Origin of the sequence: Paenibacillus sp. AD87 (genome assembly GCF_001659845.1) — a bacterium.
In the GTDB taxonomy this organism is placed as follows: Bacteria; Bacillota; Bacilli; order Paenibacillales; family Paenibacillaceae; genus Paenibacillus; species Paenibacillus marchantiae.
Map to the genome: position 1 here is coordinate 3,589,942 of NZ_LXQN01000007.1, position 17,952 is coordinate 3,607,893.

Annotated in this window: 11 protein-coding genes; 1 reads left to right on the forward strand and 10 read right to left on the reverse strand. The window is 47.2% G+C overall.

The window, feature by feature from the left end:
- Window positions 1-55: 55 nt before the first annotated feature.
- The 4 genes from gpAD87_RS15690 to yicI form a co-directional block, all read right to left on the reverse strand.
- Window positions 56-1,357, reverse strand: coding sequence for an MFS transporter (locus gpAD87_RS15690; protein WP_064639134.1), 1,302 nt, complete (start codon window positions 1,355-1,357; stop codon window positions 56-58).
- A gap of 177 nt (window positions 1,358-1,534) precedes the next feature.
- On the reverse strand, window positions 1,535-4,447 hold the full coding sequence (locus tag gpAD87_RS15695; protein WP_064639135.1) for a glycoside hydrolase family 3 C-terminal domain-containing protein: 2,913 nt from the start codon (window positions 4,445-4,447) through the stop codon (window positions 1,535-1,537).
- Between the two features lie 15 nt (window positions 4,448-4,462).
- A complete protein-coding gene (locus tag gpAD87_RS15700) occupies window positions 4,463-5,479 on the reverse strand; it encodes a phosphotransferase family protein (protein ID WP_064639136.1) in 1,017 nt (338 codons plus the stop codon).
- Window positions 5,480-5,627: 148 nt separating this feature from the next.
- Window positions 5,628-7,946, reverse strand: coding sequence for an alpha-xylosidase (gene yicI / locus gpAD87_RS15705; RefSeq protein WP_064639137.1), 2,319 nt, complete (start codon window positions 7,944-7,946; stop codon window positions 5,628-5,630).
- A gap of 172 nt (window positions 7,947-8,118) precedes the next feature.
- Between yicI and gpAD87_RS15710 the strand changes: the two genes are divergently transcribed.
- A complete protein-coding gene (locus gpAD87_RS15710; protein WP_064639138.1) occupies window positions 8,119-9,033 on the forward strand; it encodes an AraC family transcriptional regulator in 915 nt (304 codons plus the stop codon).
- Between the two features lie 154 nt (window positions 9,034-9,187).
- Here gpAD87_RS15710 and gpAD87_RS15715 read toward each other — a convergent pair whose 3' ends face one another.
- The 6 genes from gpAD87_RS15715 to gpAD87_RS15740 form a co-directional block, all read right to left on the reverse strand.
- On the reverse strand, window positions 9,188-10,108 hold the full coding sequence (locus gpAD87_RS15715) for a hypothetical protein (RefSeq protein WP_064639139.1): 921 nt from the start codon (window positions 10,106-10,108) through the stop codon (window positions 9,188-9,190).
- Window positions 10,109-10,505: 397 nt separating this feature from the next.
- A complete protein-coding gene (locus gpAD87_RS15720; protein WP_064639140.1) occupies window positions 10,506-12,362 on the reverse strand; it encodes an adenine deaminase in 1,857 nt (618 codons plus the stop codon).
- 321 nt (window positions 12,363-12,683) lie between these two features.
- Window positions 12,684-15,059 (reverse strand): RNA polymerase recycling motor HelD, encoded by a 2,376-nt coding sequence (gene helD, locus gpAD87_RS15725; RefSeq protein ID WP_064639141.1) that lies wholly within the window; start codon window positions 15,057-15,059, stop codon window positions 12,684-12,686.
- A 241-nt stretch (window positions 15,060-15,300) separates the two neighbouring features.
- On the reverse strand, window positions 15,301-15,762 hold the full coding sequence (locus gpAD87_RS15730; protein WP_064639142.1) for a hypothetical protein: 462 nt from the start codon (window positions 15,760-15,762) through the stop codon (window positions 15,301-15,303).
- A 139-nt stretch (window positions 15,763-15,901) separates the two neighbouring features.
- Window positions 15,902-16,969, reverse strand: coding sequence for an FUSC family protein (locus gpAD87_RS15735; protein ID WP_064639143.1), 1,068 nt, complete (start codon window positions 16,967-16,969; stop codon window positions 15,902-15,904).
- 257 nt (window positions 16,970-17,226) lie between these two features.
- Window positions 17,227-17,952, reverse strand: coding sequence for an HD domain-containing protein (locus gpAD87_RS15740; RefSeq protein WP_064639144.1), 726 nt, complete (start codon window positions 17,950-17,952; stop codon window positions 17,227-17,229).

The following is a 17,952-nucleotide window of genomic DNA, read 5'->3' on the forward strand; positions in this document are numbered from 1 at the left end:
TTACTCTGTGAGGAAAGATACATCCCTCAGAGTAAACGCGTTTTTATATTTTAAATCAGAGTGGACTTTTCTTTCTCCGCCCCGGCAGATAACCACTGGGCTGTTTCGCTTCATCATAATCACGTTCACGATGATTTTGACCACTGCCTGATGTGGGCTGATTTCCCTTATCTGGCTTGACTGCCAATAACGTGAGTAACCCTCCCACCGCCCCGGAAGCGGCGAGAATACCAAACAGAAGGAAATGGTGGGAAGAAATCAACAATGACACGACAGGAGGACCGAGAGACACACCGATAAAACGCATGCTGCTGAATAAAGCCGTGATGGTGCCGCGTTGTTCCTTGTCCACCCCTTCAGTAACCATAGCATCCAGACATGGGAGTGTAGCGCCTATTCCAGCTCCACCAAGGGTGAACAAACCAACAACTACATAAATGTTGTCAAAAAGTCCGATCACGCCAAGAGATACAGTTAAAACAGCAAGTCCGATAAAACCAAGCCATTTCATCCGTGTCTTGTTCTTTCCTATCCATTTTCCAGCAAAGAAAGACGCCAGACACAAGGCTGCCAGTGGTATAGCAAGTACAAGTCCTTTAAGTACACCCTTTAATTTGAACTCCGATTCCAACGTCTCCGACAGATAAAAGAGCACACCAAAGAGAACAAACATGCAAATACCGCCAATCGCAAAAATCGCATACAGCCAGCGGCCCTTTTCTTTCAGCACACTGCGGATGGAAGCAACGAATTCGGGAAAGCTCTTTGGTTCTTCCTTCCTCTTGGGTGTTTTCACCAGGAAAATAACCAGAACCAATGAAAGCACACAAAGTACCGGAATAGCCATAAAAGGCAAATACCAAATCCATACAGCCAGAGCTGCACCCAAAATCGGACTTAGTACCTTGCCGAAGGTATTCGAGGTTTCAATAATGCCAAGGCTTTTACTCACCTCGTTTTCATCATCGAACATATCACCCACCAATGGAATGACAATCGGGAAAGCCCCTGCTGCTCCTATCCCTTGCAAAAGTCTGCCACCGAGAATGCTCCAGTATGCCGCATTTCCATTCAGCATCCAGGCTGCTCCTCCTGCTACCGCGCCTCCTGCGGCTGCAATGATGAGACTGGGGATAATAACGGCTTTCCTGCCGAATCGATCCGACAGATATCCTGCAAGTGGAATGAGCAGGATTGCGACGACCGCATAAACCGTAATTAACATGCTGACCTTGAATGAGGACACTTTCAATTCACGCTCAATCTGCGGAAGGATGGGGATCAGCATAGAGTTACCCAGTGTCATGATAACCGGGATGGAAGCGAGTGCGACGAGGTCCCACTTTTTATCTTTCATACCTCAACCACCTTTACAGAATCAGAAAACAACAACGTTATTGTGGGTTGTTCTGCAGTTGAATATACGGCCTATGTAAAAAAGGTCACTGGGGATAACAGCGCAAAAAGGCTGCCGCACTAAATTCAGTGCCAGGACAGCCTTTTGGCCATGCATTATGAAGATCAACAAATCAACTTATTTCAACACAAATTGCTGAAGGGCTGCACCGCCCCTGAAAACAATGCAGAGCTGGTCAATCTCACGCTCTCCCTTCAGGGAACAGCGAACTGTGCTCCACTGAAGATTCTTCCCGTTGACTGTTCCAGCGGGACCAGGAATGATACAAGTGCCGAGCAGTGGGCCTTCCGGACCTTCCGCCCGAATCTCCAATTCGCCACCCTCTCCGAAGGCTGCCACCCGACCCTCAAACGCACTAGCTTGCCGGAAAACATTGTCGTGGAATGAAATCCAGGAAGAACGACCTTCATGATACAGCGGTTCGCCTGAAGCAATGGCTCGGACGGCTGAACGACCTTCCAGACACTCATCCAACAGAACGCCTGCATATGCATCGTAATTTTCCGCTAACGTAGGCAGATTCAGCGCGCGTGCAGGAATAGTTTCACCCTCGATATGGATTTCTGCTGTCTGACGAATATCTGCCGAGGAACGTCCAGCCATGATCGACCAGATGGTTGTTTCAAGACAATATCTGTCACGAGTGACATCCCAGAAGACCAGTTTTTGAACAGGAATTTCGAAAGATAGAGTTTCCACTGCGCCAGAAGCAAGATGAATACGTCGGAAAGCGATCAACTGACGTTGTGGTCGCTTTACCCGTGAAGTTTGGGCGTGCCCGTACAGCTGCACCACTTCATCGCTGGCACGTGCCCCTTTGTTCTCGACCTGCACTTCAATCTTCAGCACATCATCTCCAGAAGATCCCTGTGCCCGCTCCACTCGAATCGACTTATATTCAAATTCCGAATAGGTCAACCCATGACCAAAGGGATACAGGACTGGACCTTCATGATACATATAGGTTGTACCGTTATGAATAATGTCGTAATCCATGATGTCTGGCAGCTGTGATTCATCCTCATACCATGTCATGTTCAGTCTACCAGCAGGAGCATAATTTCCGAGCAGAACATCCGCAACCGCATTCCCCAGTTCTTGGCCTGCGTGCGTCAGGTATACGATTGCCGGAGCCACGTCTTTTAACTCTTGCAGTGCAAATGGATAACTGCCAACAATGACAACGACCGTATTCGGGTTCACTTGGCAGACTTCTCTTACCAGTCGGGCCTGCTCAGGCGGAAGCAGCAGACTTGGGCGATCGATCTCCTCTTTGCCGTTAATATATGGACTATTACCTACAACAACGATAGAAACGTCACTATTCTGAGCAGCTTTTTTCGCCTGCTCTATTCCGTTAGCAACAATGTCCAGCTTGAACACAGGAGGTTTCTGCTTCCCTTCTACGGCATCCGGATTACCAGATGAACTCAAGTCCTCGTCTGTTTGTTCCGGCGTTGGGGACAGCACCAGTTGCCCCTGATGTTCATCCAGCCTCAGTGGCAGTCCGTTCCACGTACGCAACGTGCTGGTTCCATCCGCTTGTGAGTCAATCTGTACCACTTCCTTGACGAACCAGCCACCAATCTCCGGCGCATTCGCCTGATAGATGCCCTGTTCGGTTAACCAAACATAGCGATTATTTTTCACACTGCGAAGCGTATGACTTCCCCAGCCCCAGTCCTGATGGATGAACTCAGCGGCCTCCGCACTACCTTCCGGCACGGCTACAAGCTTTCCTTCAGCACCGAGCGTGATCACCTTTCCATCGGCTGTCTTCAGGCTGATGCGATCATTCCCATCTGCAAAAGATATTTCAGCTCCAGCAAGCTGCTTGCGTAGTCCTTCCAAAACGGTAACACGATAAGGCAGTGTGCCGCTATACCAATCGGTATAGACCACATCCGCGAGGGGACCGATTACGCTAACCTTCTGCAATCTTTCCGATTGGAGAGGAAGCAGTCCGTCATTTTTGAGTAAAACGATAGACTCGGCTGCTGCTCTATAACTTAATTTGGCATGTTCAGGGGCACACAATACAGATTCCGATATCGAAGCATACGGGTTAAGTCCCGTCTGATCCAGTTGTCCAAGCCGCATTCGCACGCCAAAAATATTACGAATGGCCCGGTCAAGATCCTCGACCTCCAGCAAGTTACGCTCAAGCGCCTCTTCCAAGGCAGATACCACTAAATCAACCTCGTCCGTCAAACAGTCCACACCTGCCTTTATAGCCCCTGCTGCCGATTCCGCATGCGTGGCATGATAACCGTGATAATTGACCGTCTGGGACAAATCTCCCCCGTCACACACGATAAATCCAGGCATAGCCCACTCACCCTTGACCACATTATTCACGTATGGACTTTCAATAGCGGGTGTGCCGTTGATCGAATTGTAGGCTGTCATCATGGACAAGGCCCCACCTTCTACGAAAGGCGTCTCGAATGCCTTTAAATAATATTCACGCAAGTTACGCGGATCGATGCTGGATGAACAATTCAACCGATCCTTCTCATTATTATTGGCAAAAAAGTGCTTCAACGTCGCTACCATTTTTAAATAGAAAGAATGATTACCCTGCATGCCCTTCACAAGAGCAGCTGACATTTCACCTGTCAGTACAGGATCTTCACCATAACCTTCTTCCGTTCTGCCCCAACGCGGATCTCGTTCCAGATCGACGGTTGGCGCCCATAAGGTCAAGCCGTGACGCTCCGGTGCACGATGGTGGTATGCTCTGGCTTCATCTCCGATGACGGAACCAATTTCGCGCATGAGCTTGGTGTTCCAGGTGCTCGACAGACCGAGTGGCTGCGGGAAAACGGTAGCTTCACCTATCCAGGCAACCCCGTGAGCCGCTTCGCCTCCCACATTGTAACCGGGTATTCCTAAGCGAGGTACTGCGGCTTCGCGTGTAGGAATTAATCGGATTTTCTCCTCCGTTTTCAGACGCGCAATCAAGTCATTCAATCGTTCTTCTAAAGGTAATGTTGCGTCCCACATCGGATATTGCATATACTCTTTCATACTAAACCCTCCTACTTATTCGTTAAGTTTGAGTCTCTTCCATTCTTTCAATAGATCCAGTGTACGCTCACGATACTTCTGTCCTGCCTCCAGCTGATCCACCTGATGTTCATGCACATATGCGTTAAAGTAAGAGGAAAGTATGCGATAGGCAAGAAGGCGTGCCTGTCCCTCATCGGACATATCCTGTGGCCGGCCATAACCTTCATGAAAACCAGCTGATGATTCTGTCGATAAAATCGCCTCAAACGCCCTGTCCGCAAACATGGAACGATCCCCATCAATGATGGCGGCTATGTTTAGCTGCCCGTTCTCCTCATGAACAAGCACGTTGGCTTCCCATAGATCGTTATGAACAAGAACCGGAACAGTAACCTGATCAAATAAATCCTTATTGGTTATGAACATATCTGCGATTTCTTCTCCTACACCTGGCATATACCCGGCTTGTGAAGCCTTGAGTGCCGTCTCTTCTGCAAAAGAGTGCAGCACCTCAGACCAATGATCCGAGCCTTTAATCGTCCCATCCCCTTGCGGCCAGCCAAACGATGCACCCTCAATCTGATGCATGACAGCGGTATAAGCGCCGAGCTGATGATATAACCGCTCTTTATCTGACTCCGAAATCAATGGATGATCCAATTGCTTACTGGGGATAAACTCCATAAACATATAGGTTCTCGGAATGATCGATCCGCTGTCATCACAGGCAATAATGTTTGGAGCGGGAATGCCTGCTTTACGGTAATATTCATAAACGACAGGTTCAGCAGACATCATTGTCCGTTCAAATGAAAACAACGGATCGCCAGCAGATCCCAGCGGCATCTCTACACGTTCTGGAGCCAAACGTAATATCACATCCGTGTACGACGCATGTTCAAGCTGAATTCGATACGTAGTATTAAAAAGTCCACCCTGCAAAAGTGAAAAACTCTTCACAATGGTAGCGGTTCCAAAAGTATACTCAACCAACTGATGCAGCATCTCTGCTGTAATGGTTTGGTGTAAGCCTGAATTCGTTGTACTCATTTGATATAATCCCCTATCTTTATCTGTCGCTAGCAACTAAATGATACTACCATTTCTTTGCTGGAACCATACTTCCATGGCACGACAGTAGACAGTAGACAAACAGACGGCACCTTGCGGTACCGTCCTTCTGTTTATCCATTAAACATTACAGTTGAATTGTAAGCGAGCCTGTACCTGCTGCTGCCGTAACGACAACACCATTTGCACCAGACGTTTGGGAACCACCCTCTACGACGGATACACTCTCAATGCCACGCAGCACGAGATTCCATGGTTTGCCTGCACCTTCAGCACGAACTTCCAGAACAGAACCGTTACGGGATACGTTAACAACCAGCTCCTGCTCAGCACTTTGGTTTACAACAACCGCTTGAGCGGAGTTGCCTTCAGCCAGTTCGAACAAGTGAAGGGACACATTATCCGCAAAGTCATAATCCGGTTTGCTATCCACAGCACCAACAGCAATCAGGCTGTTTGGCTTAACCATCATTGGCAGTGTTTTGAAGTCATGGTTTTCGCTTATCCAGCGTCCACCTTCAACTTTGGCACCTGTCAGGTAGTTGGTCCATGTACCTTCAGGCAGGTAATAACGAACATCACCCTCCTTGTTGAAGATTGGAGCCACCAGAATCGAATCACCAAACATGTATTGTGTATCCAAGCTGTATGTTGTTGGATCCTCTGGGAAATCAAGCAGCATAGCGCGCATCATTGGAATACCTTTTACAGTCGACTCGACCGCAGAATTGTAAAGATACGGCATCAGGCTGATTTTGAGTTTGGTAAAGTCACGAACAACGTCCACGGATTCCTCGTCAAACAGCCAAGGCACACGATACGAAGTGCTTCCGTGTAGGCGGCTGTGAGAAGATAAAAGTCCGAATTGTACCCAGCGTTTGTATACGTCAGGGGTCGCTGTACTTTCAAAGCCGCTAATATCATGGCTCCAGAACCCGAAACCGGAAAGTCCAAGTGAGAGGCCGCCTCGAAGTGATTCAGCCATGGATTCATAAGTAGAAGAGCAATCTCCGCCCCAGTGAACCGGGAACTGTTGACCACCTGCTGTTGCAGAGCGTGCAAACAGGGCAGCTTCGTTTTTGCCAATCTTATCTTCGAGCAATTCAAATACAGCTTTGTTATAGAGCTGTGTATAATAGTTGTGCATTTTAACCGGATCAGAGCCATCGAAGTACACGACATCTGTCGGAATTCTTTCACCGAAGTCTGTTTTGAATGAATCAACACCTTGATCAAGCAGGACTTCCAGCTTGCTCTTATACCAATTAACAGCATCTGGGTTCGTGAAATCAACCAGTGCCATACCTGCTTGCCACAAATCCCATTGCCATACGCTGCCATCCGCTGTTTTTACCAGATAACCATTCTCCATACCTTCATCGAACAAGTAGGATTTTTCTGCAATGTATGGATTGATCCATGCGCAGATTTTGAGTCCTTTTTCTTTCAGACGTGCAAGCATACCTTCCGGATCTGGGAACATCGCTTCATCCCATACGAAATCAGACCATTGGTATTCCTTCATCCAGAAACAGTCAAAATGGAATACAGAAAGCGGAAGATCACGTTCAGCCATGCCATCTACGAAATGGTTAACCGTTGCTTCATCATAATCCGTTGTGAATGATGTTGTCAGCCACAGACCAAATGTCCATGCTGGTGGAAGCGCTGGTTTACCTGTTAATTTCGTATAATTATCAAGTACATCCTTTGGATTGTCCCCACCGATAATGAAGTATTCCAAAGTCTCGCCTTCTACGCTGAACTGCACTTTAGATACATTCTCAGATGCAATCTCATACGATACGCGTTCAGGATGATTTACAAATACGCCATATCCTTTATTGGACAAGTAGAAAGGAATATTCTTATAGGACTGATCACTGCTTGTACCGCCGTCCTCATTCCACGTGTCCACCACTTGGCCATTCTTAACAAATGGTGTGAAGCGCTCACCGAGTCCGTAAACGTATTCACCAATGCCGAGATCAAGTTGCTCGCGGAAGTACGCTTCCTTACTCGGACCTGTAATATAACCAGCCGCTCTTTGACCGCTACCTGTGATCCGTTTTCCTCCATAAAAGAAGCTGACGTCCCAACCATTCGTTTTGTCGATTTGAACTTCCAGATTGCCGCTTTTCAAAACAGCGCCTTGTTCATTTTTCGAGATGTCAACATTCACATCTTGAGTGTTAAGCTCAAATACAGGCCCTTTTTTCACTCCGCCTTTATGGTGATTCAAGGTTACACGAATAACGTTAGGCATAGGGGAGCTGTACGATGCTTTAAGCAATGTACCGTTCAACGTGTCGCCTTTGGTGCGAATATATTTAGTTGCCGCATAAACGGTCAAAGAATCTTCTTTTTGCACAATATCACGAATGTCAGTCGGGTTTTGAACGTGGTACCCTTCACGAGTCATCCAGAATCCATCAGTAAATTTCATGTTTTCTTTCCCCCTTTGGTTATACTATAATAATATTGACATTAATAACGAATTTCTTCTCATATTTTGACCAAATATATCACGATTCTGATATTTCTTATCCGATTCTTTATAAACACCACCAATCTATGGGAACGTTTACATTAATAATGATGCAAAAGGAGATTCTCAAATGGAACGTGAACGATTACGGGAAGACCGGATTCACGGCAATGCCATGTATCCAGTCAGTGTGTACCCGGATATTCAACAATTGAATGGCGACAGCATTCTCGATTGCCATTGGCATGACGAGATGGAGTTCACCATGGTGACACAGGGCAGTGCTGTTTTTCAAATTGATATGAATACGGTAGAGGTTCAGGCGGGAGAAGCCATCTTTATTAATCGGGGGGAAATTCACGCAGGCTACCTGAAAGGCGATGTCCCCTGTGTTTTTTCATCCATTGTATTTAATCCGGAGCTGTTAGGCAGTCGGACGTTCGATGCTGTACAGGAGAAGTTCGTTGGCCCGCTAGTGCACAAAACAGTTCTCCCCCCTTACCATATCCAAACCGATGAAGCGTGGGGGGAAGAAATCATTTTTCATTTGAAACGAATTTTCGCCGATCATGCCGCTGGGACACCAACCTGCGAGATGACAACCAAAGCTTACCTCTATCTAATATTTGCACAAATGTTTGAACATATGAGACCTGCTGCACTCAAAGGGACCGTTCCGTCAGGCAGTCATGATAAAGTAGAACGCCTGAAATCAGTGCTAAGTTATATTCACAAGCGTTATCCCGAACCACTCAAGTTAAAAGAACTAGCAAATGAGGCTAATATGAGCGAAGGACATTTTTGCCGCTTTTTCAAACAGATGGTTCAGAAAAGTCCGGTCGACTATATCAACTATTATCGCATCCAGCAGGCCTGTGTTCAGCTTGAGAATACCGATCACAAAATTGTGGATATTGCCATGGACGTTGGGTTCGAGCATTTGAGCTACTTCATTACAACATTCAAGAAACACAAGAACATTACCCCGTCCCAATATCGCAAAATGTTTTATGAGAAAGTCGCGATGGAACCTGCACTGGTCTAACCTTAAACTCCTATCCGGTGCGGCACTCATCACATTGAATTGTCGATTGTTCAATGCTCTCCACTTATATTTCAGATAGAAGATGCAAAGAAGGTGCTACAACCTGTTCGGTCGTAAGCACCTTCTTTATCATTCTGATGAATGGAATTCCATTTTACTTTTTCAAAGTCTCCCATGAGCTGTACTCATGCACCGAGAATCCGTTAAAGGACGAGTGCACACTTGCCATTTTCTCGACCAGCTTAAGCTGTGCTTCCATATACGCTGTACCCTCTTCATAAAAGGTAATAAAATCGCCTTCCTTGCTTTGCTTGGTCTCCACGGCGATCGATACCGTTTTACCCAAAAGTGACGCTTCCTCAAGCTCATCCTTCGCTACATTATAGATTGCCGCAGCCGTATCCCGGTAAGCCATAATGGTAATCGAGTCAAACTTGCGGATCATCCAGCTGCTTACATTCATCGTGGAACCCGGAATTTTATAACCATCCAGCCAGAAAGGCAGGTCAGCGGCTACAGGCATCTTCATCCGTGCGGCCCGATCGACAATGTATTGAACGTTGCCCTGCCACTGCGTAATCACACTGGCTTGATTGGTTTTCCACTCTGGATGTACATGAGGTTCAATGTCCAAATGAATACCGGCAAACTTCTCATTGGGCTCTACTTGATTTTGATACGTTTCAACCCAGTCCAGAAAATCTGCAATTTGATCCCGGCTCTCCGTCAGTCCCCAAGCAGGTCTTCCATCCATAACGTCCACGGCAATATTTTTCTCTCTGGCCTTACGAATGAAATCCGTGTAGTACGGAAGTTTCACATCCCGATTCATTTGTAGGTAGATCGTATTGATTTTGTTCGTTGTGGCAAACTTCAGCACTAGCTGAGGGTTACTTTGAATCTGCGTCGTGTCCCATACCCAAGTTGCTCTTACGGTTCCCTGTACCGTTCCATGGATGGTTTCATAACTGTCGACTGAGCCAAGTGCAGTGGCCTTGCAAACATACGTATTCCCTACAAACAGCATGAAACAACTAATTAACAAAATAAATTGGTACCTTCTTTTGCTTTTCATATTTGTACACTCCCTTTGATGTTATGCAGCTCTATCGTGCAAATCTCGATGAAATTCTGTCGTTTTATATTCATTCATTGGATACAATTTCGATGTACGACTATTTACATTGCTTTTATATGCAACATCATCTCTTAGACTTACGACGAAAGAATCATATAACATTATTTCGGGTATTCACACTTCTGTATTTATAGTTCTAAAGTCTCATTTACGAAAAAATTTTTAATTTCATCCTAATTCCACCCTAACATGGGTCATTTTTTGCATATGTACAACAGACGACTCAAGACCTAGTAAGCGTTTTCCTGTGAAAATAAAAAAAGGCCGCCCAAAGGCGACCTATACTTCTCTCCCGTTTCAAGGAAGAATGGACACGCTATTATTCTTTAATTCGTTAATTACCTGCCGGAGCAGCCGGTGTATTCTCCACTATGTCATCAAACAAAGATACCAGCTCGATGCCTTCTGCCGAAATGCGTACCAAGCCTTTATCAGACAAGCGCAATTCCGGAATAACGACAAGCGCCAGCAGAGACAGCGTCATAAATGCGTTATTTAACGTACAACCAGCAGACCGTAACGCTTCACTTATAGCTGCAGATTGAGCTGCTACCACTTCAAAAGATTCCGTGGACATCAGGCCTGCAATGCGCAGCGGAAATTCGGTCACACCAGAGGCAGTCACGACGGCTACGCCTCCCTGCATCCCAACGACCCGGTTGCCCGCCTCGGCCATCAATGCGTCATCATTACCGATAATGAGCAGATTGTGGCTGTCATGTGCAACGGTCATCGCAATGGCCGCAGGACCTGTGAAGCCAATTCCCCCAACAAGAGCAACGGCGCGATTGCCGGTTTGTTTGTGACGCTCCAGCACTGCAATTTTGCAGATTTCACCTGATGTTGAAACGAAGACATTGCCATGTTCCACCGTGACATTAACATGCTTCTCCTTAGTATCCACATGATTCTCCGTCACATGAATCACTTTTGCTCCAATCGTCCCTTCGGTAATCGGCGCTGACAGTTCCATGTCCTTCGGCTGGATGTTGGCTTGCAGTTTCACGGTGTTCAACGCCTCTTCCGGGTATGTGAAGCTGTCCCAGACTGCTGTCATTTTGCCGTTCTCTGCCACGACATGCCCTGCGGCAATCGTCATGCCTACACGAACATCAGCCAAGCGTCCATCCAGCAAAATAATGTCGGCGATATTCCCTGGAATAACCGCACCAATGTCGCGTGCTACGCCGAAACGTTCAGCCGTATTAATCGTCGCCATCTGGAAAGCGGTAACCGGCTTCACCCCTTGAGAAATGGCCAAACGCACAACAAAGTCCATATGACCTTCTTTGAGCAGTGATTCCGAGCTCCGGTCATCCGTCACCAGCATCATGCGACGTGTATCCAGGCCAAGTTCTGTGCACGCTTTGATCGTTTCCGCCACGTCATGCCATGCAGAGCCCTGACGCATTTTGGCATACATGCCAAGCCGCAGACGTTCCACCACATCTTCCTTCGTAACACATTCATGATCCCCCGTAACGCCGCTTGCAGCGTAGGCTGGCAGACGCCAGTCATCCGCTGCCCAGGTAAAGTGACCGTCTGCCACCTTCCCTGCTCGGAGCGTCGCCTGGATCTCACCGATCATCGTCTCGTCCCCGTACACGACCCCAGGGAAGTTCATTACTTCACCTAGACCAATCATATCTGGACCCCAGGAGAGGGCTTCGGCCACTTCTTCCGGTCCAATATAAGCGCCTGTTGTCTCGAGTCCAGGATGTGTGGAAGGAACACAGGAAGCCACCTGCATATAAGCAGCCATTGGTGTCGTCCGAGCTTCATCCAGCATCAATCGCAAACCTTTGAGTCCAAGCACATTCGAGATTTCATGCGGGTCAAAGAATCCTCCCGTTGTACCGGAAGGCAGAACGGCTCTTGCAAACTCGGTTACTTTCATTTGTGTACTTTCTATGTGACAGTGCCCATCCAGCAATCCGGGAGCAATATATTTGCCTTCTGCCTCAATAATACGTGTATGCTCACCGATCGTATGGCTTACATCTTTGCCAACATATGCAATCCGGGCTCCCTGTACCGCTACAGACATGCCCGGTATAATTTCACCCGAAACCACATTAACCAGTGTTCCGCCCCGAATGACCAAGGTCGCAGGCAAGTCTCCCCGTGCTGTTGCCACCAGATCCGGTACGCAATCCGCCATTAATGGGCGTTCAAAAGATGGTGTATTCATGCTGCTGCCTCCTTCATTAAATAAACGATCCAAAAAAATAGATTGTTACGATTATATGAGTCTCGCCGTCATGTGTAAAGAAAATTCACACCTATTGTGCATGCACACAAAGGATGGATCATTTTTTATCCATAAAACCTAATCCTTCTGATCTCATGTCAGAAGAGATGCAATTATCTATGTCCAGTGATCTACTTCGTACCACTCCTAGCAGAGCCCAACCTCATGGAGCTTCTTATTCCCCACATCGTATTCCGCAATACACAGAAAAACTCCCGTCCCTTCGAACGGAAGCCTTCTTCATGAACATGAAAGACAAAATCAATCGGTTTGAACCGCAGACACCTTACCCATATCATACAATTCCTCGGACTGAGACGTAATGAATGGGCTCGGTTTACCCATGCAATAGACATGCAGCAAATGCATGGCACGGGTACATGCCGTATAGAACAGCTTACGTTCATGTTCCTGCGCATATTGCGATGCAGATCCGTCATAGATCAAAACCGCATCAAACTCCACACCTTTGGCCAGATATGCTGGGATGACATGCACACCCCGTTCAAAGGCTAACGTTGTTTTCTTAATTAGCTTCGGTGCCGTAGGCAGTACTTTGCTTAACGCTTCATGGATGTCCTTGCTCTCTTCCGCGGTTTTACAGATGACCGCAACCGATTCATACCCTTCCTGAATCAGATGTTTGAGATCGGCTGTAATAACATCCAGATGCTTCTGTTCATTGGAGGAAACGATCACTTTCGGTTTCTCCCCACCCCGATTAAATGGAACAATCTCTTCTCCACCCGGAACCATGCCGCGTGTAAACTCCACGATCTCCTGTGTTGAACGATAACTTCTCGTCAGCTCGATCACTTCCGTATTTTCCGGTCCATACAGGTTGGTCAGCGGCCCCGTCCCACTTAATACCGAAGAGTGTGCATAGATAGCTTGATTAAAATCTCCAAGTGCGGTGATTTTGGATCTCGGGAACAATCTCTTCATAAAGGCCAGTTGGAAGGCAGAGTAATCCTGTGCCTCGTCAATGATCACATGGCGGATATTGGAGTTAATATGGAAACCGAGAAGTAACTCACGCAAATACAAATATGGTGTGATATCCTCATAGGCCAGCTCCTGTACTTTTAATCTGCGAAGTGTCATCTCACCAATCTCTTCCCAGTGTGAAGGCAGTGCTTCCTCTCCCAACAGGCGAACCATCTGAGCCCGGTCGTTGAATAAGTTGGCGTACAGTTGACGGACATCGACAAAACGTAACGATTTGATCCATTTGCGCAAAGGCTTGAGCCGATCACTGACCACCATCCGGGCAAGGATCTCCCTTTCCTGCTGGAAATCATCGAACGTGTCTGCCTTCCCTTTTTGCTTTCGCTTGAGACGCTGATAGGCCCGCTGCAGATCTTCCGGCTCCATCAGATCCATTTGTTGATCTACCCAAGGGGCTTCCAATTCACCTTTGCCAAAGGCCGATAACTCTTTCAGCATCCAGTCCCGCAGTATTTCCAATCGATTCACCAGTTTGACGGATGGCTCGAAGCTATAGAATTTCTCCGCCATGGCCTCAGCTGTAACCACAGCCCGTCCCTGGAAACGAACTGGCTTGAATTTCATACCTTCAGACATCATGCTGTCCTTATAACGCGTTATCACCTTTAGGAAGGATTCGGATGACTTGAATCGAATGCCAGACATACGCGCTTCATACTCAGGATCTTCTGTTCCGGTCAGTACGTATTCAAGCTGAATGAATGGGTCTTCCAGCTGATATTCACGGCCCAGACGGCGTTCCAGATATTCCTGGAAGGTCGTTTGCAGCATATTTTCCTCCCCAAGCTCAGGCAGTACGGTGGAAACATAACTGTTGAACATTGGGTTTGGCGAAAAAAGAACCATCTGATCCGCTTGCAGATGCTCGCGGTATTTATAGAGAAGGTACGCCACACGCTGAAGTGCAGCAGATGTTTTACCACTGCCAGCAGCTCCCTGCACGATCAGCATGCGAGTCCGGTCATTACGTATAATCCGGTTCTGCTCCTTCTGGATCGTCGCCACAATACTTTTCATCTGTGCATCCGAGGTTCGACTGAGAACGGCCTGTAACAGTTCGTCCCCAATGGTAACTCCGGTGTCGAACATAAAGCGGATACGTCCATCCCGAATGACAAACTGCCGCTTCATCTCAATATCGCCACTTATCTCACCGCTAGGTGTATAATACGTGACCGGACCTGGCGCACCATCGTAATACAGGTTCGATATGGGTGCACGCCAGTCATAGACAAGGAAGGATTCCTCCTTCTCATCCAACAATGATGCGATCCCCAGATAGATTCGCTCTGCATATGGATAGCCATTTTCCTTAAAATCAATGCGTCCAAAATACGGTGAATGATGCAGCCGTTTCATTTTATCCAGCGCTGCTGCCGTATTCAGATGACTGCGCTCCCGATCCGATAGAACCTGTGATTGCTGCCTCATACTGGTGGAGGTCTCACCCACGTCATCCGCTTCGCTGAAGTTCATGGTGACTTCGTCCCAGAAGTCTTTTCTCATCCCCACAACTTCGTCCCTGAAGGAACCTACCTCTTTTTCTAGGATGTCGATTTTCCGATCAATCTGTTCCGTTACAACGTTGACCCGCTGTTGCTCCTCGCTCCATTGCTGGTCTGTACTCATATGTTAATACGCCCCTCTTTCCCCGGATTGTGTCCTCAAAAGCCCATTTGACAAGCCCGAAAAGGCTATGGTATAATTAATTAGAAAGTAAACATTTTTATTTTATGTTAATTAGTTCTAATTTTCTGAAAACCATTTTTTATTGTACCAGTGACAACGTCCCGATGCAAGCGGAGGCGTTTTTTGTTGTTTTCATTCTATTATCACCCTCGAATGGGGTGAATATAGAACGTTTACCATTCTATTGTCGTAATTCTTCAATGGTCTCTCTCCAACGTGTAATTGCCCCAGACTCATCTTTTAATTGAAATGTGATCCCTGAAGTAATCTCCGCATAGGGTGCATGATCTACTCGAATGTTTAACACCTGAGCCTCAAAACGATCTCTCGGATGCACAGCTTCCATGAGTTGTGGCAGTGAAGTCACATCCAGACGAATAGATAACAAGCTTTGCTGATGGACAGCAATCAAGGTAGCCTTGCCTGTTCGACTCATATTCATACTTGTCTGTGTTCCCGGCCATAAAGCCAGTCTCAGCAAGTTGGGCGCAATAGCAATGACTTCCCCCATACTAATCATCGCCTGATGCGGCCAGCCATCTTCGGACACAGTGAGCAATTGCATCGCTTCGTGCTGCTTCTGCTCCAGATCCTGTCCATTGAACCACTCCATCCATTCAGTGCTAAGCTGTGTTACATTCATACGTATCTACCTCGGTTCGATTGAGTTGGTTGCGCAAGGTTTGCACTATGTATACAAAACAACCCGGACACGCTGTCCGGGCTGGTTGTGGTTCCATTGTATATGACAAACCACATCACCGCAAACCGTATTACCATGTTTACGGCCATTTAAGCCAATTCAGAATTTTATCCTGTGACTCCTTGTCTTCACTGGCACTATGCACATGTTCGGCAAGCCGGTTTAATCGTTCCAGCTGATAGCCATAGTCATAGATTGCAGCTGCAACGATGGACAGTCTCAGCATCCCTTCCTGATCGATATCAAACTGGGATATGGCCTGCTCCATGAAGCGATCATTATCCAAAATGAACTGTGCCGCCTCTTCCCCGTTCGGTTTCAGCTTATCCTCGAATTTGAGCAGCGCATGTTCATGGAATTTGATAACAAGCTCCAGATGTGTATCAAAGAACTGATCCATTTCCGGTGTTCGCGATGCCTGGAAATAATGGCGTTCTACCGAATCCAGCACATCGAATCCTTTTTGCAGACTCAGCAGCATCTGTTTGTATACGACCATCTGCCGGGTCTCGCTGAATTTGGAACGTTTCATCTTCTTCTGTTCTTCTTCAAACAAATTATATTTATCTGACAAAGATTTAATGGAACCGCCCAGATTATTTTTCTCATCGCGGAACACTACTTCCTTGATCTCATCCGAGATCGATGTCCGCAGCAACAGTGACATGCCACTGAACACACTCTGAATCTGTTTTACGAACTGAATCTTCGGCTTGGGTGGAAATACCGTAATATTAATAAGAAAAGCAGATACAATGCCGACAAGTGTCAGCAGGAAACGGTTCAATGCAAAATGCCAGTCACCCGACGCTTCCATAATTGATACAACGGTTACCAGCGTCAGGCCAACCGTTTCGCCCATATTCAATTTAAGACAAATCATAATAACCAGCACAATAATTAACCCGACGGCGATGGGCTCATTGGACAGCACCATGCCTCCCAGCAGGGCCACAATTGCCCCAAGTGTGGTGGTCTGCAGCTGATCCAGGAAATACTTCCAGGAACGATAAATGGATGGCTGCATCGCAAAGATGGCCGCAATTGCGGCGGGAACGGGAGATTGCGGGTTCAGGAACATGCTGCTAAGGTACAGGGCCAGCGTGACCGCAATCCCTGTCTTAAGTACACGTGCACCAAATGACATGGTGACCCCTCCTCTTTTTCGAAACTGATTTCATTCGTTGGATGATCATTATCATTATTACCCCATATTTCTTTTTTTGCCCGAAATCAATTCAGGAGAACGATTTATTGTATCATGGAAGCCTTTGGGTTACCATGCCCTGTATCCTGTTGATGAGTTAAATTCCATTCCCTACTACTTCTATGTACACAAAACAATACCCCACACTCCACTCTCGGAAGTAGGGGGTATTGTATGTTTAACTCAAACGGAGAAAGTTATGAAAACCTTCCTTCCCATTCACGCTTGAACTGCTCCACAAACTGCACCATAAAGTCATGACGCTGCTCTGCCAGTTCCTTGCCATAGGACGTATTCATCAGATCTTTTAGCTTAAACAGCTTTTCGTAAAAGTGATTGATCGTTGTACTGCGTCCATTCCGGTATTCCTCCCGCGTCATCTGCTCTCGTGGCGGAAGGGAGGGATCATACATCTCACGACCTCTGGCGCCAGCAAAAGCAAACGTACGCGCAATACCAATGGCGCCCAGCGCATCGAGGCGATCCGCATCCTGCACCACCTGGGCTTCCAGAGATGAGACGGCAGGTCGCTGCCCTCCTGCATAGGAAATGGAACTAATGATGCGTACCACAGCTTCCTGCGTACCCGCTTCAAGCGGCTGGGTATCCAGCCATGCATTCAGCTTCGCCATTCCGGCTTCAAGACTTTCGTTAAGCTTCTCATCCGGCACATCATGAAGCAATGCAGCGAGTTCACAGATAAAGGGATCGGCACCCATACGGTGTGCAAGCTCGACCGCAAGTGCGGTCACCCGCTCGATATGCGGCCAGTCATGACCATCCGTATGTGCGGCCGCATCTCCCTGTACAAAAGCACGAGCCGCCCGAAGAATAGCCTCTCCTGTTAACGTTCCATCAACCTGATCCCCATGCCCTAATTGTTGCGTGTGTAGGTTCAGATGTTGAGGGGAATTCTCTTGCAT